Source organism: Streptomyces aurantiacus, from assembly GCF_001418335.1.
GTDB lineage: Bacteria > Actinomycetota > Actinomycetes > Streptomycetales > Streptomycetaceae > Streptomyces > Streptomyces aurantiacus.
This window is the reverse complement of record NZ_LIPP01000010.1, coordinates 1-22,442: the sequence shown is the minus strand read 5'-3', so window position 1 is coordinate 22,442 and position 22,442 is coordinate 1. Positions and strand designations below refer to the sequence as shown.

Below are 22,442 nucleotides of genomic sequence, written 5' to 3'. Positions count from 1 at the left end.
AAACCGGTGGACGCCCCCGCAGCTCACGTCACTTGTTGATGTGACTCCAGAACTCGTCGAACGAGAGCAGCTTGTCGCCGTTGAGGTCCTGGGCGGCGATGACGGCCTCGGCCACCGACTCGGTGACGTTCCAGTCCCCGCCCTGAGCCAGAGCCTTCTTGAACTCGGCGGCGGTGATGTAGCCGTCCCCGTCCGCGTCGATGCGCTCGAACGCCTTGCGTGCTTCCTCTATGTCCGCCACCGGACCCGCCCCTTCGTGGTGCTTCCTGCTTCTCTGACGAGGTCAGATTAACGTTCCGACCTGGCCGGCAGCGCGGCGACCACCCAGGCGAACTCCTCGGCGGGGGGGGACTCCGGGTCGGCGCCCTGTTCCCGTGCCGCGCCGGGGAACGCCCGCGGTTCTGCGGGCGTTCCAGGCGGCCTGGCACCGGAGTCAGTCCGCTCAGTGCCAGGGCTCGTAGTGCGGGTTGCTCTCGCAGTCGTTCATGATCTCGGTCTTGGTCTTCTTGTCGACCGGGCAGACGCCGATGATGTACTGCCGTGCGATACCGCCGGGGAAGGCCACCTCGACCTGCTCGGCCCACTTGTGGGTGTCGCCGATGGTCTTGTTGACGTCCACGCCGCCCGGGGCGTCGATGTAGTAGTTGTAGCCGCTCTTCCACCACGTCTTGTAGAGGTCGTGGTCGTAGCTCGTGGAGACGTACGGCGAGGGCTGGTTGACCAGGACGTACTTCTCGATGTCGTACTGGCCGTTGACGACGTCCTTGGGGTGGAAGCCCTGCTCGAAGACGACCGAGGGGCCCCGGCCGTCGCTGCGGTAGAGCGTGCCGCAGGTCTTGCGCCAGACGGGCTCGGGCGTGATGCGGTCGACGTCCACTTCGTGGTCCGCGGCGGCGTGGACGGGGTCGTCGAACTGGGGACAGGTGGGCGCGGCGGCCTTCGCGGCGAAGGCGGCGGGGGCCTTTGCCGTGGTCTCGGCGGGGAGCGTCGCGGCGGAGGTCGCGAAGACGGCCGAGAGGGACAGGACGACGGCAGCGGCCCGTCGCCGCAGGTGAGTTGAGATCATGGGGAGCACGATCTCGGTTCCGCGGGGGCGGAGCGTGGATCGTCACTCGTACGGCGGCGTGTCCGCCGACCGGGTTGCCTCGGCCGCCCCGACCACCCCAGTTGCTCCCGGGGTCAGCGGTCGACGACGCGCATTTCGAACCATGCCGTCTTGCCCCGCGGGAGGAGGTCGACGCCCCAGCGGTCGGCGAGCTTGTCGACGAGGAAGAGGCCACGGCCGCTGACGTCCATCTCCTGCACCGGCATCAGACAGGGCAGCCCCCGCGAGGGATCACGGACCTCGACCCGGATCCACCCGCGCCGGCGCCGCATACGGAGCCCGAAGACCCGGGCCCCGGTGTGCCGGACTGCGTTGCCTACGAGCTCCGAGACCAGGAGCACGGCGTCCTCGGTCATCTTCGGCGAGAGGCCCCACTGGCGGAGCACCACGACCTGGGTGAGCCGGCGCGCGGTGGCGGCCGACTCCGGCCGGGACGGCAGCGGCACCTCCGCCTCGGTGGGGTTGCCGAACAACTCCAGCGCGTTCAGCGCGTGTTCGTCCTCGACAGCAGGCGACCAGCGTGCCGCGGTCGCACTCCCGTGCCGCCGCGGCTGTTCGATACCTTCCAGCCCCGCCATGCCTCCATCATGGCCGCCGCAGGGCCGCTTCGGAGGCGTTCCGGAGGAATACGACCTCCGGAACTCCGCATTCCGCGCCATTCGATCGACATATGCCATAGGCATTACGGCGATCCATAAACCCCGCCTGGCCTGCGGTGACATACCTGTCAGGGGCAACCGCCCGCGTTCCCGACCAGGAATCCTTAAGGCTGCGTTAAGCCGCGCATAAACCGCCCCTTCGGGGGACGACGGGTAAGACACCACGTCAACTGCGAGTTGATCAGCGGGACTTGGCGGACGAAATGCGCCGCACACCTGCCCTCCGCCGGGAAAGACCATTCACCGGTTCGCCGGTCTTTTTCCGGCCCCGTCCGGAGCCCCGTCCAAAGCCCCGTCCGGAACCTTCTCCCGAGCCCCGTGCCGAGCCATGTGCCGAGCCCCGTCAGAGGAACTTCGCCTTGCCGGGCCCCTCCTCGACGAAGCTCCGCATCCCCCGCTCCCGGTCCTCCGTCGCGAACAGACCGGCGAACCAGTTCCGTTCGATCGCGAGCCCGGTCTCGATGTCCGTCTCCAGGCCCGCGTCGATCGACTCCTTGGCCGCGCGCAGCGCCAGCGCGGGCCCCTTCGCGAGTTTCGCGGCCCACGCGTGCGCCTCCGCGTACACGTCGGCGGCCGGTACCACCCGGTCCACCAGGCCGAGCGACAGGGCCTCGTCGGCCTTGACCATGCGGCCGGTGAAGATGAGGTCCTTCGCCCGGGAAGGGCCGATGAGACGGGACAGGCGCTGGGTGCCGCCCGCGCCCGGGATCAGACCGAGGAGGATCTCCGGCTGGCCCAGCTTGGCGTTGTCCGCGGCGATCCTGAAGTCGGCACACAGCGCCAGCTCACAGCCGCCGCCCAGCGCGTAACCGGTGACCGCGGCGACGACCGGCTTGGGGATGCGGGTCACGGCGCTGAAGGAGTCCTGAAGGGCCCGGGAGCGTACGACCATCGCCGCATGGTCCATGCCCTGCATCTCCTTGATGTCCGCGCCCGCCGCGAACACCTTCTCCCCGCCGTAGAGGATCACCGCGCGGACGTCCTCGCGGCGCGTGGCCTCCTCGGCGAGCTCCTTGAGCCGGTCCTGCGTGGCGACGTCCAGCGCGTTCATGGGCGGACGGTCGAGACGGATCGTGCCGACACCTTCGGCGACTTCGAGATTGACGGTCATGAAGGCAGGTTAACGGGGGCTAACGCGATCGGCCCCGGTGCGCTCCGTCACAGAGCGGGTACCGGGGCCGTACGGTCGGTCTTCGATCGGTCTCCATCGGTCTCCGAGGAACGGGCGCCGCGGTCAGCGGCGTCCTGGTCCGCGAAGGTCCGCGAAGGCTCCGCGGAAGGTCACGCCGTCCACTTCTCCCACGACATGTTCCAGCCGTTGAGCCCGTTGTCCGGGTCCACGGTCCGGTCGTTGGAGTTCTTCACTATCACCACGTCGCCGACGATCGAGCGGTCGAAGAACCACGCGGCCGGTGCCCCCCGGTCACCGCCGCCGCGCTGGTCGCGCAGGCCGATGCAGCCGTGGCTGGCGTTGTAGTTGCCGAAGGCGTCGCCGCCCCAGTAGTTGCCGTGCAGGAAGGTGCCCGACGTGGTCAGGCGCATCGCGTCCGGCACGTCCTTGATGTCGTACTCGCCGCCGTAGCCGACCGTCTCGCCGTTCATGCGGGTCACCCTGAGGCGCTCGCTGATGACCATCTGGCCGTTCCAGGTCTCGTAGCCGGCCTTGCCCGTCGTGACCGGGATGGTCTTGATGACCTTGCCGTCCCGCTTGACTGTCATCTTCTTCGTCTTGACGTCGACCGTGGAGACCTGGCTGCGGCCTATCGTGAACTTCACGGTCTTGGCCTGCTCGCCGTAGACACCCGACCGGCCCTCGACACCGTCGAGGTTCAGGGTGACGGTGACCTTCGTACCGGACTTCCAGTACTCCTCCGGACGGAAGTCGAGGCGGTCGTTGCCGAACCAGTGGCCCTTGACCTCGACCGCCGGCTCCGTCTTGATGTCTATCGCCTTCTCGACGTCCTCGGGGTGGGTGATACCCCGGGTGAAGCGCACCGAGAAGGGCATGCCGACGCCGACCTTGGAACCGTCCTCGGGCGTGAAGATGCCGACGAAGGTGTTCTTCGGGGTCAGCGTGGTGAAGGCGGACTCCTCGGCGGCCTGACGGCCCTCGGAGTCCTTGGCCACCGCGTGGACCTTGTACTTGGTGGCCGCGGCGAGATGACCGGCGGGCGTCCAGCTCGCGCCCCCGTCGGTGATCTTCCCGTCGACCGGGTTGCCCTTGGTGTCCTCGACCGTGACCTCGGTCAGCTTGCCCTTCGCGGCCGTCACCTTCAGCGCGCCGCTGGTCTTGACGGCGTCGGTGCCGTCCTTCGGCGCTATGGTCACGACCGCCTGCGAAACCTTGGTGTCCGCGCTGCCCGAATCCTTGCCCTTGTCTCCGCCGGACCCGGAGTCCGAGTCCCCGCCCCCGCCGCACGCGGTCACGAGAAGCAGCAGCACCCCCAGCACAAGTGCCAGGGCCCCCTTGCCACTTCGTGTCCGCGCGCCAACCGACGCCCCCGATATCGGTCGCCCGTTCAAGTCGTTCTCCCCTCGCACGGCCTGTTCAGGCCCGTACTACGGCGCGTCCCACGCACGCATCGCGCTAATTAATCACACTGCCACCAGGGATGGTCTCCCGGGAATGTCACCGTTCCGTCCCAACTCACCGAGGTCATGGGCCCGCGAGCCCCTTCCATGTGCGTACCCCTATGTCGGGCTACTTCACCGCGGAGCCCGCTTTCCAGGCCTTCCAGCCCATGTTCCACCCGCCGAGGCCGTTGTCCGGAGCGACCTTCCTGTCGTTGCTGTGGACGACTTCGACGACGTCGCCGATGAGGCTGCGGTCGAAGAACCAGCCCGCCGGGGTCGCGGAACTGCCGCCCTTCACATCGCGCAGTCCCACACAGCCGTGGCTGACATTGGCCGTGCCGAACACGCCCTCGGCCCAGTAGTTGCCGTGCAGGAAGGTCCCGGAGGAGGTCAGGCGCATCGCGTGCGGGACGTCCGGGATGTCGTACTCGCCCTTGCCGTCGGCCCGTTTGAAGCCGACGGCGGCCCCGTTCATCCGGGTCACCTCAAGCATCTCGGTGACGACCATCTTGCCGTTGTACGTCGTGTTCCCGGGGGCTCCCGCGGTGATCGGCACGGTGGACAGGAGCTCTCCGTCGCGGCGTACCCGCATGGTGTGGGCCGCCGCGTCGACGACGCTGACCTGGCTGCGGCCGACCGTGAAGGAGAAGGTCTTGTGCTGCAGCCCGTACACGCCCGGCGCCGCCTCGACGTCCCGCAGCCGCAGGTCGACGGTGACCCTCGTGCCGGGCTTCCAGTAGGCCGCGGGGCGGAAGTCCAGGCGGTCCCCGCCGAACCAGTGCGGGGCGATCGGCACCTTCGGTACGGACGTCACGCGGACGGCGCGCTCGACGGCCGCCCGGTTCTCGATCTCGCGGTTGAACTCCAGCGACACGATCATGCCGGTGCCGACCGTCGAACGGTTCTCCGGCATGACGTATCCGACGAACCGCTCGTCGGGGACGGACGTCGTGAACGTCACGTGCCGTGCCACCCGCCGGCCGTGTCCGTCGAGCGCGACCACGTCCACCGTGTACTTGGCGGCGAGCGCGAGTTTCGGTTCGTCGGGCCGCCAGGTCGCGCCGTCCTCGCCGATCCGGCCGGGGACCGGGGACTCCTGGGCGTCCTGGGACTTCACTGCCTTCACGGACTCCAGACGCCCGGCCGGCACCCGCACCTTCAGCCCCTCGTCGGGACGTACGCCCTTGCTGCCGTCGTCCGGCGAGACGCGGATCGCGTCCTGCGGCGAACGGGGCTTGCCGAGCATCTCGTCCACCCCGTGCGAGGTGCAGCCCGCGGCCGAGGCCAGCAGGCCCGCCCATGTCAGTGCGGCGGCCAGCGCGGCCCCTGCGCGCCACGCGCGCCTCTGCCTCTGCCTCTGCTGCCTCTGCCTCTGTACGTGCATCACGTGGGACCCAACGACCGAGCGGGCCCGGGGGAAGCGCGTCCGTTCGGCGGGTACCAGGACCTGCGTGCCGTTCGGCCCCCGCCTCGGGAAACGTGAGTGCGAGCCCGGGTCTGGGCAGAACAGTGGGGAGGACGACACGACATGAGGCCGCGGCCGGGACGCCGCGGTCCTCCTCGTGCCGCTCCGACCGAGCCGCGGGAGGGCCCAGGGTGTCGAGCGCAGCCGAGCAGGAGGCAGTGCAGGAGGGGCGCGCGCCCGGCGGGGGGCTGCTGCCCGCACGGGCCGCCCCCGTGCTGAACGGCACGGCGCGTACGGCGCCGGGCGTCTCCGTGTGGCCGGGTGCGCCGACCCCGCTCGGGGCGCGCTTCCGGACGGGACCCGACGGCGTGTCGGGCACCAACTTCGCGCTGTGGGCGGGCGGCGCCGAGTCGGTCGAACTCTGCCTCTTCGGCACGGCGGACGACGGAAACGGGGGCGGGGGCGGAAACGGGGACGGGAGCGGTGCCGGTGCCGAGGTGCGGGTCCCGCTGACCGAGCTGACCCATGAGATCTGGCACGGCTTCGTGCCCGGCGTGCGGCCCGGACAGCGGTACGGCTTCCGGGTGCACGGCCGCTGGGACCCGTGGACCGGGGCCCGCTGGAACCCCGCGAAGCTCCTCCTCGACCCGTACGCGCGTGCCGTGGACGGCGCCGGGCAGGACGAGTTCGGCAGCCTGCCGCCCCAGGTGTACGGGCATGTGCGCGACTGGCCCCAGCAGCACGTCGCGGACACCGTGCGCGACGACCGGGACTCCGCGCCGTACGTCCCCAAGGGCGTCGTCGTCCACGACGACACACCCGGCGACGAGTGGGCGGACGACCGCCGCCCCAAGACGCCGTGGGCGGACTCCGTCATCTACGAGCTGCATGTGAAGGGCTTCACCAAGCTGCACCCGGGAATCCCGGAGGAACTGCGGGGCACGTACGCCGGTCTTGCCCACCCGGCGGCGATCGAGCACCTGGTGGCGCTCGGGGTGACGGCCGTCGAACTGCTGCCGGTGCAGCAGTTCGCGCACGAGGACCACCTGCTGCGCCGCGGCATGAAGAACTACTGGGGCTACAACTCGATCGGCTACTTCGCCCCGCACGCGGCGTACGCGGCCTCCGGGACCAACGGCCGGCAGGTCGGCGAGTTCAAGCGCATGGTGCGCGCCCTGCACGCCGCCGGCATCGAGGTCATCCTCGACGTGGTCTACAACCACACGGCCGAGGCGGACGAACTGGGCCCGACCCTGTCGCTGCGCGGCATCGACAACCGCGGCTACTACCGGCTGCAGGGCGACGCCCGGCGGTACGCGGACTACACGGGCTGCGGCAACACCCTGCACGTCGTACAGCCGCACGTGCTGCGGCTGATCACGGACTCGCTGCGCTACTGGGTGACGGAGATGGGCGTCGACGGCTTCCGCTTCGACCTGGCCGCCGCGCTGGCCAGGTCCATGCACGACGTCGACATGCTGTCCCCGTTCCTCGCGGTCATCGCGCAGGACCCGGTGCTGCGCCGCGTGAAGCTGATCGCCGAGCCGTGGGACGTCGGCTCCGGCGGCTACCAGGTGGGAGCCTTCCCGCCGCTCTGGACGGAGTGGAACGACCGCTACCGCAATGCCGTACGGGACTTCTGGCGGGGCGCGCTGCCGGACGTACGGGATCTCGGGTACCGGCTCTCGGGGTCGAGCGACCTGTACGCGTGGGGCGGGCGGCGGCCGTACGCCTCGGTGAACTTCGTGACGGCCCACGACGGCTTCACCCTGCGGGACCTGGTGTCGTACGAGCGCAAGCACAACGAGGCCAACGGCGAGGGGAACCGCGACGGCACCGACGACAACCGGGCGTGGAACTGCGGGGCCGAGGGCGAGACCGACGACGCCCGGGTACGCGGCCTGCGGCGCCGCCAGCTGCGTAACCTCCTCACCACCCTGCTGCTCTCCACCGGGGTGCCGATGCTGGTCGCGGGCGACGAACTCGGGCGGACCCAGCGGGGCAACAACAACGCGTACTGCCAGGACAACGAGATCAGCTGGCTCGACTGGAGCCTGCTGGACGACCCCGACTGGCGGCCCCTGTTCGACCTGACGTCCCGGCTGATCGCCCTGCGCCACGCCCATCCCGTGCTCCGGCGGCGGGCCTTCTTCTCCGGGCGGTCCCATTCGGCCGACGGGCTGCGGGACCTGGCGTGGTTCACCGCCGCCGGCACCGAGATGACGGAGCAGGACTGGTACGCGCCCGCCGGGACGCTGGGGATGTTCCTGTCCGGCCGGGACATACCCGGGCGGGACGCACGGGGCGTACCCGTGACGGACGACAGCTTCCTCGCGGTGCTGCACGCAGGGGACGGACCCACGGACTTCGCCCTTCCGGGCCCGCCGTGGGCGCAGTCGTACGAGGTCGTCGTCGACACGTCGAGAGAGGAACAGGGGGAGACGCCGGGAGTGGCGCACCGGGCAGGCACCCCCATCACGATCCCGCCCCGCTCGATCCTGCTCCTGAAGGTCGTCTCCTGAGAGAGTGCCCCGTCAGGGGCGCGGGGAACTGCGCGCCAAGCCCCCACCAACCCGCAGACGACAAACGCAGACGACACACCGCAGACCGCAGACCGCAGGTCACCCGGCGAAAAACCCTCTGCGCACTGTCAGTGCCAAATCGTAGGCTCGCTACTGATGCCCACTACACCTGCCCCCGCCGAGAGCCGTTCCACCGTACGCGCCCTGCTGCGCCTGTGGCCGTACGTACGGCCCGTGCGCGGACGGCTGGCCACCGCGGCGGTCATCGCGATCCTCGCCTCCTGTACGGGGCTGGTGATTCCGCTCGTCCTGAAGTGGATCGTGGACGGGCCGGTCGCCGACCGGAACACGAGCGGTGTGTGGCTCGGGGCGCTGTACCTGCTGCTGCTCGGGATCGCGGAGGCGGTGCTCTTCGGGCTGCGGCGGTGGCTGGTGGCCCGGCCGCTGGCCGGGGTCGAGGCGGCGATGCGGGCGGACCTGTACCGGCATCTGCAGCGGCTGCCCATCGCGTTCCACGACCGCTGGCCGTCGGGGCAGTTGCTGTCGCGGGGCACGACCGATCTGATGCTGCTGCGGATGTTCCTCGCGTTCCCGCTGACGTTCCTGCTGGTCAACTCGGTGACGATCCTCGTGGGTGTGCTCATCATGCTGGCCCAGGACTGGACACTCGGGCTGGTGCTGCTCGCGCCCGCGGTGCCCGTGATGGTCGTCTGCTGGCTCTTCGAGAAGCGGTACTCGCGGGTGGCGCGGCAGGCCCAGGACCAGGTCGGCGACCTGACGACGCTCGTCGAGGAGAGCGTGCTCGGCATCCGGATCATCAAGGGGTTCGGGCGCCATCGCAGCCAGGCCCTCGCCTTCCGGGAGCTCTCCGGGACACTGCGCGGCACGGAACTCGCCAAGGCGCGCCTGCTCGCGGGCATCTTCGCCGCCATCACGACCCTTCCCGAACTGGCCATCGGCGCGGCTCTCGTGCTCGGGACGGTGCAGGTGGCCGACGGTTCGCTGTCGGCCGGCACGCTGGTCGCGTTCCTGTCCACGGCCCTCGCCCTGCGGTGGCCCGTCGAGTCGATCGGTTTCCTGCTGGCGATGAGCCAGGAAGCGGCGACGGCCACGGAACGGTACTTCGAGGTCATGGACGCGCCCCCGGAGTCGGACACGGCATCGGACGCGGCGTCGGACACGACGTCGGCCGAAGGGCCGCTGGGCCGCGCCGAGCCCGGGGCCGGGGCGGACGGGCGCAGCAGGCGCAACGGACACGACGGCCTCCGGTTCGAAGGCGTGCGGTTCCGGTATCCCGACGCCGAGAGCGGCAGCGTGCCCGTCCTCGACGGCATCGATCTGCACATCCGCTCCGGCGAGACCATGGCCCTGGTGGGCGGTACGGGCTCCGGGAAGACGACCCTCACCGCGCTCGTCCCCCGGCTGCACGAGGTCACGGCCGGCCGGATCACCCTGGACGGCGCGGACATCACCGGGATGCCGAGAGAGAAGCTGCGTTCCCTCGTGGCGGTCGCCTTCGAGGAGCCCACTCTCTTCTCCGCCGCGGTGGGCGAGAACGTCCTCATGGGCGCCGCGGACACCGCCGACGAGGCCGACCTGAGCCGTGCGCTGGCCGTCGCGCAGGCGGACTTCGTCCACGCGCTCCCCCACGGGACGGAGACCCAGGTCGGCGAGCAGGGCCTGAGCCTCTCCGGCGGCCAGCGCCAGCGCCTCGCCCTGGCGAGAGCGGTCGTCGGCAACCCCCGCTTCCTCGTCCTGGACGATCCGCTCTCCGCCCTGGACGTCCACACGGAGGCCCTGGTCGAGGCGGCCCTGCGCCGCGTCCTCGCCGGGACGACCGCCCTGGTCGTGGCCCACCGCCCGTCCACGGTCCTGCTCGCCGACCGGGTGGCTCTGCTCTCCGGGGGCCGGGTCGCCGCCGTCGGCACGCACCACGAACTGCTGCGCACGAACGCCGAGTACGCCTGGCTGATGTCGGGAAGGACAGAGACGACCGAGAGGGAGAACCGATGACGGCGCCCACGACCACCGCGCCGACAGACGACCGAGCGGCTCGGCCGGCCGCCTCGCCGCCCACGGACGGCGACCCGTTCGACCGCGACGCCCTCCCCGCTCCCCCGCGCGCGACGGCCGTCCTCCTGCGCTCCCTGCTCACACCCATGAAGGCCCGCGTCGTCCTCACGGCGGTCCTCCTCCTGCTCCAGCAGGCGGCGGTGCAGGCGGGCCCGCTGCTCGTGGCGTACGCCATCGACCGCGCCGTACCGGCCTTTCGCGCGCACGACCACGGCCCGCTGATCGCGGTGGCGGCCGGCTACGCGCTGTGCTCGCTGTCGGCCGGCGCCCTCCAGTACGGCTTCGTCCGCACGTCAGCCCGCGTCAACCAGGACGTCCTGCTGGACCTGCGCGGCAGGATCTTCCGGCACGCGCAGGCGCTCAGCGTCGACTTCCACGAGCGCTACACCTCGGGCCGGCTCATCTCGCGTTCCACGACGGACGTCGAGTCGCTGCGCGAACTGCTCAGCGAGGGCCTTCAGGAGCTCATCACCGTCATCCTGTCGTTCGTCTACATCTCGGCGATGCTGCTCTGGCTCGACCTGGGTCTGGGCGCGGTGGCGGTCGCGTCGTTCGTGCCGCTGTACCTCCTCATCCGGCTCTACCGGCACCGCGCCGGGCGGATCTTCGGCCTGCGCTCGACCGCCATCGCCGCCGTCATCGTGAAGTTCGCGGAGACGATGAACGGCATCAGACCGGTCCGCGCCTTCCGCCGCGAGGCCGACAACGACACCGCCTTCCACGCGCTCAACAGCCACCACGAGCGCGTCAACGGAGACGCCATCCTGGAGATGGCCCGCTATGTCGTCGGCTCCCGTCTGGTCGCCAACACGGCGGTCGCGGGGATCGTGCTGTGGGGCGCCCACCGGGTGGCCTCCGGCTCACTGGCGCTGGGCGTGCTGGCCGCGGCGATGCTGTACCTGCGGCGCCTGTACGACCCGATCGACCGGCTCGGCATGTTCCTCAACTCGTACCAGTCGGCGGCCGCCTCGCTGGAGAAGATCGCGGGCCTGCTGGCCCAGGTCCCCTCGGTGCCGGAGCCCGAGCGGCCGCGCGCCCTGCCCGCGCTCGCCTCGGACATCCCCGGCCGCGAGGTCGTCTTCGACGACGTCCGCTTCGCGTACCGCACGGGCGGCGAGGTGCTCGCGCCCTTCTCGCTGACGCTCCCGGCGGGCCAGACCGTCGCCGTCGTCGGCTCGACGGGCGCGGGCAAGTCGACCCTCGTCAAACTCCTGGCCCGCTTCTACGACCCGACGACCGGCCGGGTCCTCCTCGACGGCGTGGATCTGCGCGAGCTCTCGGTCCCCGAACTGCGGCGCGGAGTCGTGATGGTGACGCAGGAGGCCTTCCTGTTCTCCGGCACGGTCGCCGAGAACATCGCCATCGGCCGCCCCGACGCCTCCCGCGAGGACATCGAGCGGGCCGCGAAGGCCATCGGCGCCCATGACTTCATCAGCGCACTGCCGGACGGCTACGACACGGACGTACGCAAGAGGGGCGGGCGCATCTCGGCCGGTCAGCGCCAACTCGTGGCGTTCGCACGGGCGTTGCTAGCCGACCCGGCGGTGCTCATCCTCGACGAGGCGACCAGTTCGCTGGACGTGCCGGGCGAGCGGGCGGTCCAGCGGGCCATGCACACGGTCCTGCGCGGCCGTACGGCGGTGGTCGTCGCCCACCGGCTGTCGACGGTCGAGATCGCCGACCGGGTCCTCGTCATGGAGCACGGCCGCGTCGTCGAGGACGGCAGCCCCGACCGGCTCATCACGGACACGGGCCGTTTCGCGGACCTGCACCAGGCATGGCGGGACAGCCTCGTACAAGGACAGGCGGAGTGACCCTGAAGAGGCGGTCCCTGCAGCGAGTGCCACCGAAGCGCGTGCCACCGAAGCGAGTGCCTCTGAAGCGCGCGGGCCGAGCGCGGGACCTGGTCCACGGCGATCCTGGCGTGCCCGACTGCCGCGGTGGCGGCCGGTATCTGTGGTGGCTGGTCACCCGGCAGGCCGGGCGGTCGGCGGCGGGCGCGTTGCTGGGCACCACGTGGCTGGTGCTCATGGCGCTGGCGCCGTATCTGCTGTCCCGGGCCGTCGACGACGGGCTTGAGCCGGGTGACCGGGCCGCGCTGGCCGGCTGGTCCGCCGCGCTGCTGGGTCTCGGGGTGTTCAACGCCGGGGTGAGCGTCCTGCGGCACCGCACGATGACCAAGGTCCGGATGGACGCCAACTTCCGTTCGGTGAAGCTCGTGGTGGGGCAGTCGACCCGGCTGGGCGCCGGGCTGGCCCGGCAGACCGGGACCGGCGAGATCGTCACGATCGGCGTCGGTGACGTGCTGACGATCAGCCAGTCGCTGACCGTCGTCGGGCCCGGCGTCGGCGCGGTCGCCGCCTATGCCGTCGTGGCCGGGCTGCTGCTTTCGGTCTCGCCGACGCTGGCCGCGGTGGTGCTGCTCGGGGTGCCGGTGATCGTCGTACTCGTCGGTCCGCCGATGGGGCGGCTGCGGGGCGCGGAGACGGAGTACCGCGAGCGGCAGGGCGTGCTGACGGCGCGGATCGGGGACCTGGCGGGCGGTCTGCGCGTCCTCAACGGCCTCGGCGGCAAGGGCCTGTTCGCCGACGCCTTCCGCCGGGACTCCCAGCTGCTGCGGGAGCAGGGGTACCGGGTCGGGTCCGTGGCCAGCTGGATCCAGGCGCTCGGTGTCGGGCTGCCGACCGTCTTCCTGGCCGTCGTGACCTGGCTGGCGGCCCGGCTCGCCGCGCAGGGCGAGCTCACCATCGGCGAGCTGGTGTCCGTGTACGGCTATGTGGCGGTCCTCGTGGCGCCGGTGGCGTTCTTCGTCGAGTGCGGCTACCAGCTCAGCCGGGGCGTGGTGGCCGCCCGTCGCGTCGTACGCTTCCTGGCCCTGGAGCCCCTGCTGCCGGACGCCCCGCACTCGGCCGCGGGCTCCCCTCCGGACGCCCCGGCGGAGCCCGCGCCGCTGCACGACCCGCAGTCCGGTGTCGGGGTGGCGCCGGGCGCGCTGACCGCGCTGGCCGGCGCCCGTCCGGCGGAGTCCGCCGCCGTGGTCGACCGCCTTGGCCGGTACACCGAGTCGGCGGCGACCTGGGGCGGCGTACGCCTCGACGCGATCGCCCTGCCGCGGATCCGGGAGCGCGTCCTGGTCGCGGACAACGAGGCCGACCTGTTCGCGGGCACCCTGCGCGACCTGCTCGCCGGCCGCCGGGACCCGGCCGGTACGGACGACGCGGCCCTCGGCCGGGCCGTGCACGCGGCTGTCGCGGACGACATCGTGCTCGGGCTGCCCGACGGGCTCGACTCGGCCGTCGACGCGCAGGGCCGCAGCCTCTCCGGCGGCCAGCGGCAGCGCGTACGCCTGGCACGGGCGCTGTTCGCCGAGCCGGAGGTGCTGCTCGCGGTCGAGCCCACCTCGGCGCTCGACGCGCACACCGAGGCCGCGGTCGCCGCCCGGCTGCGCGCCGCGCGCGCCGGCCGCACGACCCTCGTCACCAGCACCTCGCCGCTCGTCCTCGACCAGGCGGACCTCGTGTACTACCTGGTCGACGGCAAGGTCGCGGCCAGCGGTGGCCATCGCGAACTCCTGGAGGAGGTACCGGGATACCGCGCGCTGGTGGCCCGCGACACGGACCCGGACGACGGGGACGGTGGCGGCGCCGGGGGCAGCCGGGGCAGCGGGGAAACGAGGGAGTTCGGCGTGGAGGAGGCAGTGCGATGAGTACGAGTACGAGTACGAGTACGAGTACGAGTACAAGGATCAGTACGAGTACGAGTACGAGTACGCAACTGCCGGTCGCCGAGCCCGCCGAGGTGCGCGCGGCGGCGGCCCGCCTCATCCGCGCGGACGGCCGCGCCTTCACCGCCGTACTCGCCCTGAACGCGCTGGCCGCCGCTGCCGGTCTGGTCGGCCCGTGGCTGCTCGGCCGCATCATCAACGAGGTCAGGGCCGGTGGCGGCGTTGCCGTCGTGGACCGGCTTGCGCTCGTCATCCTGCTGTGCGCGCTGGCCCAGTTGCTGCTGGCGCGGGGCGCCCGGTTCGTGGGGCACCGGTTCGGCGAGCGGACGCTGGCGCGGGTGCGCGAGGAGTACGTCGACCGGGCGCTGGCGCTGCCCGCCTCCGTCGTGGAGCGGGCGGGCACCGGCGATCTGACGGCCCGCGGCACGGCCGACGTCGCCGCGGTGGGCACGACCTTGCGCGATGTCGGCCCGGAGCTGCTGATCTCCTCGGTGCAGGCGCTGTTCCTCATCGGCGCGGTCTTCGTGCTCGACCCGTTCCTGGGCTGCTGCGCGGTGCTCGCGCAGTCCGGTATCTGGTTCGTCCTGCGGTGGTATCTGCGCCGGGCCCGCACCGGTTACCTCGCCGAGGGCGCCGCCACCTCGGAGGTCGCCGAGATCGTCTCGGCCACCGCGGCAGGGGCGCGCACGGTCGAGGCGTTCGGTCTGCGGCAACGGCGCGTCGCCGCGAGCCGGGACGCCCTGGAGGCATCCCGCCGCACCCGCATGCGCACGCTGTACCTGCGGTGCGTGTTCTTCCTGGCGGTGGAGGTCTCGTACGTCCTTCCCGTGGCGGTCGTGCTGATGGTGGGCGGAGCCCTGCACGAGCGGGGCGCGATGAGTCTGGGTGCCGTGGTCGCGGCGGCCCTGTATCTGCGCCAGCTGGAGTCGCCGCTCGACACGGTCCTGATGCGGATGGAGCAACTGCAGAGCAGCGGGGCCTCGTTCGCACGGGTGGAGGGCCTCGGCCGGGCCCCGCGGACCGTGCCGTCCGGCTCTCCCGCCCCGGTGGACGACCAAATCGACGTGCGGGGGGTGCGGTACGCGTACGACCGGGGCGGCGAGGTGCTGCGCGGGGTCGACCTGACCGTGCGGCCCGGGGAGCGGCTGGCCGTCGTCGGGCCCTCCGGTGCCGGGAAGACGACCCTGAGCCGGCTGCTCGCGGGCATCGACGTGCCGGGCGCCGGTTCGGTGACGGTGGGCGGGGTGCCGGTCGCGGACCTGGACCCGGAGCAGTTGCGGCGGCAGGTCGTGCTCGTCACGCAGGAGCACCACGTGTTCCTCGGCACGGTCCGCGACAACCTGCTGATCGCCGAGCCGGCCGCCGGGGACACCGAGTTGTGGGCGGCGCTCACGGCGGTCGGCGCCGACGACTGGGTCAGGGAGCTGCCGGAGGGGCTCGACACGGAGCTGGGGTCCGGCGGCCCGGCGGCCCAGGCGGCCCCGGTCGCCGGGCAGGCGCCGCGGCAGGCCGGGGCTCCGGTCGCGGACGGCTCACGGGCGCAGCAACTGGCGCTGGCCAGGGTCGTACTGGCCGACCCGCACACCCTGATCCTCGACGAGGCGACGGCGCTCCTGGACCCGACGACCGCACGCCACACGGAGCGCGCGCTGGCCGCCGTGCTCGAAGGGCGCACCGTCATCGCCATCGCGCACCGCCTGCACACCGCGCACGACGCGGACCGGGTGGCCGTGATGGAGGACGGCCGCCTGACCGAACTCGGCACGCACGAGAGCCTCGTGGCGGCCGAGGGCGCGTACGCGGCGCTGTGGCACTCGTGGCACGGCGAGCCCTCAGGACCTTGCTGAAGCCTTTCCTGGTGCCTTTCCTGACACTCTTCCTGACCCGCCACCTGATCCCCGCACCCGTTCACCTGACGCCCGACGCCCGACGCCCGACGCCCGTCACCCGAGCCCGACACGCCCCCGCCGGCCCTTCACAGCAACCCCTCACGGCGCCCCCTCACGCCAACAAGTCCGCTTATCGAACGCGACCGCCCGGGCAACAGCCCCTTTCCGGCCAACTTCCCGACGCGCACCCGACCGGCGGGCCGATTCCCTCCGCCGTGCCCCCGCCTTACCCCCTTCGGTCCTCACCTTGCCGCCGCGAGCCGGTTCCATGGCCGGGCCGTCGCGGGCGATCAAGTCCGCAATGCGTACGCGGATCTTCGGGCACCGGACGATTTCCGGCCAACCTCCCTTCGCCCCACTGACATGTACGCGACCTAACTGGCACTCTTCACCTCGCACCGCCGCGCACGACCTCGCGTCACCCCGCACCACCTCGCACGGCAGGCGCACCCGCACCGCAACTTCACCTCCGCCCGACCGTTCCCCCATTCCGGTCGGACGCCCCCACGAAGGAGCTTGCGTGACCCCCCTCTACGCGCGTCGCAACCGCACCACTCTGGCCATCGCCACCGCTGTCGCGGCCGGCGCTCTCCTCGCCACCGGTGTGACCACCGGTGCCTCCGCCCAGACCCCGGCGGACACCTCCGACGGGACGGCGCTCGCCGCGGCGCCGGTCCAGCTGTCCCCGGCAGCCCGTACGAGCCTCATCAAGAAGGCCGACGCCGCCGCGCCGGTGACCGCCGACGAGATAGGTCTCGGCGCCGAGGAGAAGCTGGTCGTCAGAGACGTCATCAAGAACGCCGACGGCACCACCCACACCCGCTACGAACGCACGTACGCGGGACTCCCGGTGCTCGGCGGCGACCTGGTCGTCCACGAGACGAAGGCCGGCAAGACCCAGGGCGTCACGAAGGCGACCAAGGCCACCATCAAGGTCTCCGACGTCACCCCGGACATCGCCAGGTCCACCGCGGAGAAGCAGGCCGTGTCGGCCGCGAAGGCCGAGGGCAGCAAGGAGTCGGCCGCCGACAAGGCGCCCCGCAAGGTCGTCTGGGCGGCCGACGGCAAGCCGGCCCTGGCCTACGAAACGGTCGTCGGCGGCTTCCAGCACGACGGCACCCCGCAGGAGCTGCACGTCGTCACCGACGCCGAGACGGGCAAGAAGCTGTACGAGTGGGAGGCGGTCAAGACCGGCACCGGCAACAGCCAGTACTCCGGCAAGGTCACCATCGGCACCTCGCTCTCGGGCTCGACGTACCAGCTCAACGACACGTCCCGCGGCGCCCACAAGACGTACAACCTCAACCGGGGCACGTCCGGCACCGGCACCCTCTTCACCGACGCGGACGACACCTGGGGCACGGGTGCGGCGTCCAACACCCAGACGGCCGCCGTGGACGCGCACTACGGCGCCCAGGTCACCTGGGACTTCTACAAGAACGTGCTGGGCCGCACCGGCATCAAGAACAACGGCGTCGCGGCCTACTCCCGCGTCCACTACAGCAGCGGCTACGTCAACGCCTTCTGGCAGGACTCCTGCTTCTGCATGACGTACGGCGACGGCTCGGGCAACAGCAAGCCGCTCACCTCGCTGGACGTCGCGGGCCACGAGATGAGCCACGGCGTGACCGCGAACACCGCCGGCCTCAACTACAGCGGTGAGTCGGGCGGCCTGAACGAGGCCACCTCCGACATCTTCGGCACCGCGGTGGAGTTCTACGCGGCCAACGCGTCCGACGTCGGCGACTACCTCATCGGCGAGAAGATCGACATCAACGGCAACGGCACCCCGCTGCGCTACATGGACAAGCCGAGCAAGGACGGCGCCTCCAAGGACAGCTGGTCCTCCAGCCTCGGTTCGGTGGACGTCCACTACTCGTCGGGCCCCGCGAACCACTTCTTCTACCTCCTCTCGGAGGGCAGCGGCGCGAAGACGATCAACGGAGTCAGCTACAACTCCTCGACGTCGAACGGCTCGACGGTCACCGGCATCGGCCGCGACAAGGCGACCAAGATCTGGTACAAGGCGCTCACCGAGTACATGACGTCCACGACGAAGTACGCGGGCGCCCGCACGGCGACGCTGAGCGCGGCGTCGGCGCTGTACGGCTCGACGAGCACCGAGTACAAGGCGGTGGCGGCGGCCTGGTCGGGCGTGAACGTGGCCTGATAGACGCGTAGTTGGACGGTAGTTGGGCACGGGCGGTACCCGGGACGTGACACTTTCGGGTACCGCCCTACTCTTGGTTCCCATGCCCTTCACGTACGAGGACGTCGGCGCGACTCGCGACGGCCGGTGCCCGCCCGGCTTCCACCCCCTCCAGGTCCGCAGCCGCATCGGTGAGGGCCACGAGGTCTTCAAATCCGCCGCGCAGGCGGTCCTGACCTGGGAACTCCACAGAGCCGTGGGCGTCACGATCACCACGGACGCGCCCCACGCCGCCGCCGGCGTGGACGTGACGGTCGGCCTGGGCCCGCTCAAGGCCCCCTGCCGCGTCGTCTGGACCCTGGACGAACCCCGCCGGGCCGGCTGGGCCTACGGCACCCTCCCCGGCCACCCGGAATCCGGCGAGGAGGCCTTCGTGGTCGACCGCACGGGCGACGGCACGGTCTGGCTGACCGTGACCGCCTTCAGCCGCCCGGCGAAGTGGTACGCACGGGCGGGCGGACCGGCCACGCGCGGCTTGCAGCACGCGTACGCACGCCGGTGCGGGACGGTACTGCGGCGGATGTGCGCGGAGGACAACGAGTTCTAGGACAGTTCCAGGACAGTTCCAGGACGAGCTCCGGGACAGTTCCGGGACAGTTCCGGGACCGGCGAGATCAGCGCTCGGCCAGCTCGTCCGTCGCGCCGCGGCCGGCCGTCGACGTACGACGCAGGAAGTCGGCCAGCAACGCGAGCTCGGCCTCGTCGTAGTCGGCGCAGATCTCCTCGACCGCGGAGGTCATCCCCGCGTAGAGCCCGATAATCTCCGGGTTCCGGCCGACACGGCCCGGTGACGTACGTCCACGCGCCCCCCTCACCGCAGCAAGACCCCCGCCCCCTCCACCATCCCCTCGGAAGGCACCGCCACCAGGCCCACCTCCGCGGCGGAGGCCAGGAGGCGGTGGGCCGGCAGGATGCGGACCGTGTAGCCGAAGGAGCCGGTGCGGTCCAGGGACAGGGGGCCCTCGTACAGGCGGCGGCCCTCCGGGTCCGGGCCGCTCACCGGTTTCAGCGGGAACGTCGTGCCGTCCGTGATGCGGTCCTGCGAGTCGACGCGGCCCGAGACCGCCTGGACCTCCACGTCGTCCGGGGTCAGGTCGCCCAGGCCCACCAGGACCCGCAGACAGAGCGTCGAGCCCAGTTCGGCCGTCGGGGTCACGGCCGTCGTCTCGACGTGGTCGACCGTGACGTGCGGCCAGGCCGCCCGCACCCGGGACTTCCACCCCGCCAGCTCCCTGGCCGAGGTGTGGTCCATGGAACGGTGGGCCAGCGCCGCCGGTGTGTAGAGGCGTTCCACGTACTCGCGGACCATGCGGCCCGCCAGGACCTTCGGGCCCAGATGGGTCAGCGTCCGGCGGACCATCTCGATCCAGCGGTCGGGCAGGCCCGCCTGGCCGAGCTCGTAGAAGCGCGGGGCCACCCGCTGCTCCAGCAGGTCGTAGAGGGCCGAGGCCTCCAGCTCGTCACGGCGGTCGTCGTCGACCGCGGTGCCGTCCGCCGTGGGAATCGCCCAGCCGAAGTCGGGGCCGAACCATTCGTCCCACCAGCCGTCCAGGACCGACAGGTTGAGGCAGCCGTTCAGCGCGGCCTTCATGCCCGAGGTGCCGCACGCCTCCAGGGGGCGCAACGGGTTGTTGAGCCAGATGTCGCAGCCGGGGTACAGCTTCTGCGCCATCGCCATGCCGTAGTCGGGGAGGAAGACGATGCGGTGGCGTACGCGCGGGTCGTCCGCGAAGCGCACCAGTTCCTGCACGAGGCGCTTGCCGCCGTCGTCGGCCGGGTGGGCCTTGCCCGCCACCACGATCTGCACCGGCCGCTCCGCGTGCAGCAACAGGTCCATGAGCCTGTCCCTGTCCCGCAGCATCAGCGTCAGCCGTTTGTACGACGGGACGCGGCGCGCGAAGCCGATCGTCAGTACGTCCGGGTCCAGTACGCCGTCGATCCAGCCCAGTTCCGCCGTGCCCGCGCCCCGCTGCCGCCAGGACGCGTACAGCCGCTGACGCACCTCCGTCACGAGCTGCTCGCGCAGGGAGCGGCGCAGCTCCCAGATGTCCTGGTCGGGGATGTCGGCGACGGCGTCCCAGCGGTCGGAGCCGCCGACGGTGAGGGCGTCCTCGGTCCGCTGCGCGCCGATCTGCCGGGCGCCGAGCCGCAGCACCTCGGGCGCCACCCAGGTCGGGGCGTGGACTCCGTTGGTGACGGAGGTGATCGGGACCTCCGCCGCGTCGAAGCCCGGCCACAGCCCCGAGAACATCTCCCGGCTCACCTGGCCGTGCAGGAGGGAGACGCCGTTCGCCCGCTGGCCGAGCCGCAGCCCCATCACCGCCATGTTGAAGAGGTTCGGCTCGCCGCCCGGATACGTCTCCATGCCAAGCCGCAGGACGCGTTCGACGTCGATGCGCGGGAGTTCCGCGGCGGGGCCGAAGTGGCGGGCCACCAGTTCCCGGTCGAAGCGGTCGATGCCGGCGGGCACGGGGGTGTGGGTCGTGAAGACGGTCCCGGCCCTGACCGCCTCCAGGGCGGCGTCGAAGTCGAGTCCCTCGGCGGACAGTTCGTGGATGCGTTCCAGGCCGAGGAATCCCGCGTGGCCCTCGTTCGTGTGGAACACCTCGGGCCGCGCGTGGCCCGTCAGCCGGCAGTACGTACGGACGGCGCGCACCCCGCCGATGCCGAGCAGCATCTCCTGGAGCAGTCGGTGTTCGCTGCCGCCGCCGTACAGCCGGTCGGTGACACCGCGCTCGCCGGGGTCGTTCTCCTCGACGTCGGAGTCGAGCATCAGCAGCGGGACCCGGCCGACCTGGGCCAGCCAGATACGCGCGTGCAGGGACGTACCGCCGGGCAGGGCCAGGGAGACCCGGGAGGGCGTGCCGTCGGGTTCGCGCAGCAGGGAGAGGGGCAGTTCGTTGGGGTCCAGGACCGGATAGTGCTCCTGCTGCCAGCCATCCCGGGACAGGGACTGGCGGAAGTAGCCGTGCCGGTAGAGGAGTCCGACGCCGATCAGCGGTACGCCGAGGTCGCTGGCCGCCTTGAGATGGTCACCGGCGAGGATGCCGAGGCCTCCGGAGTACTGGGGCAGCGCGGCCGTGATGCCGAACTCGGGTGAGAAGTAGGCGATGGCGTCCGGGAGTTCGGACGCCTGGGACTGGGACTCGGCCCCGGACCGGGCCCGGGACTGGTACCAGCGCTCGCCCGTCACGTAGTCGTTCAGGTCGTCGGCGACCGCGGACAGCCGCCGCAGGAAACGCCGGTCCGTCGAGAGCTGCGCCAGCCGTGCGGCCGGCACGCTCCCGAGGAGGCGTACGGGATCGCATCCGGAGGCGGTCCAGCGCTCGGGGTCCACGGACTGGAAGAGGTCACGGGTCTCGGCGTGCCAGGACCAGCGCAGGTTGCGCGCCAGGTCGCTGAGGGGGTGGAGGGCTTCGGGGAGTACGGGACGCACGGTGAACCTGCGGATGGCCTTCACGAGCTTCCACCTTCACAAAGGACGTAGCAAGGACGTACCAGGGCGGCGCACCGGGGCGGCGAACCAGGGCGTGGGCCCCGCCGTCGGGCTCTCCCCGCCCGCGCCGCGCTCCGGGCGGACAGCGGGAACCTGCCGACAGGGCCTGAGGGACACACGTCGCTGTGCGTCCCTTCGTCACCCACGACGGTAGCGGCGAGGGCGCCCTCGCAACTACGGCGCGAAGCGCTTCGCCCAATGCGCGGGGCCACGACCCCGGGCCGCCCGCCACCCGTCGCGCCCCGCGGTACGGCGGCGGATTCCGGGGCCCGGCGCCCCCGCCGGCCGGCCCGATATCGCCGCGGCCTTCGCGTGCGCCACATGGGTGATATGGCCGATTCCGCCCCGCCGCGCGGCCTTGTGGTGCCTCGCACCGCACGAGAGGCTGCCGAACAGGATTCTCCAGGTCAACAACCGATCAACAACCCGTAGGTAATTGCATATTCACCGACCGGCCCCGTCCCACATCCTTGACGGATCGTTGGCAGATTCTCACCGGCCGAGGGCGGGGCTTGTGTGTAGACATACGCGCGAGTAGTTAACAAAGTGCCGGATTGCGTACCCGAAAGGGGTGGGAAGGCTCCCTCGGTGACACACCGCAGGACCCGCCTCCCCACACTCTCATCCGCCCGCCCACGTTGACGCGGACAGGAGCGGTCATGCCCGCCATGCACCACCAGCCGTCACCCACCCCGACGCCCGGCACCACCCCACCCCCCGACCCGGCGCACCCGCCGACGCCCGGCTCCAAGAAAGCCGGCCCCGCCGTCCCTGGACCCGCACCCG

The 22,442-nt window shown here is 71.5% G+C and carries 15 protein-coding genes; 7 read left to right on the top strand and 8 right to left on the bottom strand.

The window, feature by feature from the left end:
• Positions 1 to 28: 28 nt before the first annotated feature.
• The 6 genes from AOK01_RS01500 to AOK01_RS01475 all read right to left on the bottom strand — a co-directional run bounded on the left by AOK01_RS01500 (position 29) and on the right by AOK01_RS01475 (position 5,722).
• Positions 29 to 241: an EF-hand domain-containing protein gene (locus AOK01_RS01500; RefSeq protein ID WP_055507528.1), complete on the bottom strand. Its 213-nt coding sequence runs from the start codon at positions 239 to 241 to the stop codon at positions 29 to 31.
• A 201-nt stretch (positions 242 to 442) separates the two neighbouring features.
• Positions 443 to 1,066 (bottom strand): ADP-ribosyltransferase, encoded by a 624-nt coding sequence (locus AOK01_RS01495; protein WP_055507526.1) that lies wholly within the window; start codon positions 1,064 to 1,066, stop codon positions 443 to 445.
• A 113-nt stretch (positions 1,067 to 1,179) separates the two neighbouring features.
• Positions 1,180 to 1,788, bottom strand: coding sequence for an ATP-binding protein (locus tag AOK01_RS01490; protein WP_079103087.1), 609 nt, complete (start codon positions 1,786 to 1,788; stop codon positions 1,180 to 1,182).
• A 319-nt stretch (positions 1,789 to 2,107) separates the two neighbouring features.
• Positions 2,108 to 2,875: an enoyl-CoA hydratase/isomerase family protein gene (locus AOK01_RS01485; protein ID WP_055507522.1), complete on the bottom strand. Its 768-nt coding sequence runs from the start codon at positions 2,873 to 2,875 to the stop codon at positions 2,108 to 2,110.
• A 170-nt stretch (positions 2,876 to 3,045) separates the two neighbouring features.
• The gene (locus tag AOK01_RS01480) at positions 3,046 to 4,287 is read right to left on the bottom strand and encodes a L,D-transpeptidase (protein WP_190850162.1); all 1,242 of its coding nucleotides are present in this window, start codon (positions 4,285 to 4,287) and stop codon (positions 3,046 to 3,048) included.
• Positions 4,288 to 4,465: 178 nt separating this feature from the next.
• Complete coding sequence (locus AOK01_RS01475) at positions 4,466 to 5,722, bottom strand: L,D-transpeptidase (protein WP_055507517.1); 1,257 nt, start codon at positions 5,720 to 5,722, stop codon at positions 4,466 to 4,468.
• Positions 5,723 to 5,934: 212 nt separating this feature from the next.
• On the opposite strand from AOK01_RS01475, the gene glgX reads away from it, so the two are divergent.
• From glgX to AOK01_RS01440, 7 genes are all read left to right on the top strand, one after another.
• Positions 5,935 to 8,265, top strand: a complete 2,331-nt coding sequence (glgX, locus tag AOK01_RS01470; RefSeq protein WP_055507515.1) for a glycogen debranching protein GlgX — start codon at positions 5,935 to 5,937, stop codon at positions 8,263 to 8,265.
• A 156-nt stretch (positions 8,266 to 8,421) separates the two neighbouring features.
• Positions 8,422 to 10,278 carry an ABC transporter ATP-binding protein gene (locus AOK01_RS01465; RefSeq protein WP_055507513.1) on the top strand — a complete coding sequence of 619 codons (1,857 nt, stop codon included), beginning with the start codon at positions 8,422 to 8,424 and terminating at the stop codon, positions 10,276 to 10,278.
• Positions 10,275 to 12,152: an ABC transporter ATP-binding protein gene (locus tag AOK01_RS01460; RefSeq protein ID WP_055507511.1), complete on the top strand. Its 1,878-nt coding sequence runs from the start codon at positions 10,275 to 10,277 to the stop codon at positions 12,150 to 12,152. The genes AOK01_RS01465 and AOK01_RS01460 overlap by 4 nt, the downstream gene beginning before the upstream one ends.
• A gap of 110 nt (positions 12,153 to 12,262) precedes the next feature.
• Complete coding sequence (locus AOK01_RS01455; protein WP_425424711.1) at positions 12,263 to 14,044, top strand: ABC transporter transmembrane domain-containing protein; 1,782 nt, start codon at positions 12,263 to 12,265, stop codon at positions 14,042 to 14,044.
• Entirely contained in the window at positions 14,041 to 15,909 is a 1,869-nt protein-coding gene (locus AOK01_RS01450) for an ABC transporter ATP-binding protein (RefSeq protein WP_079103086.1), read from the top strand. The genes AOK01_RS01455 and AOK01_RS01450 overlap by 4 nt, the downstream gene beginning before the upstream one ends.
• Before the next feature lie 562 nt (positions 15,910 to 16,471).
• Entirely contained in the window at positions 16,472 to 18,121 is a 1,650-nt protein-coding gene (locus tag AOK01_RS01445) for a M4 family metallopeptidase (RefSeq protein WP_055507509.1), read from the top strand.
• 82 nt (positions 18,122 to 18,203) lie between these two features.
• Complete coding sequence (locus AOK01_RS01440; protein ID WP_055507507.1) at positions 18,204 to 18,707, top strand: DUF1990 domain-containing protein; 504 nt, start codon at positions 18,204 to 18,206, stop codon at positions 18,705 to 18,707.
• A 67-nt stretch (positions 18,708 to 18,774) separates the two neighbouring features.
• Here AOK01_RS01440 and AOK01_RS46045 read toward each other — a convergent pair whose 3' ends face one another.
• Positions 18,775 to 18,900: a hypothetical protein gene (locus AOK01_RS46045; RefSeq protein ID WP_281181284.1), complete on the bottom strand. Its 126-nt coding sequence runs from the start codon at positions 18,898 to 18,900 to the stop codon at positions 18,775 to 18,777.
• Positions 18,901 to 18,971: 71 nt separating this feature from the next.
• Positions 18,972 to 21,620, bottom strand: coding sequence for a glycosyltransferase family 1 protein (locus AOK01_RS01435; RefSeq protein WP_055507505.1), 2,649 nt, complete (start codon positions 21,618 to 21,620; stop codon positions 18,972 to 18,974).
• Positions 21,621 to 22,442: the final 822 nt, after the last annotated feature.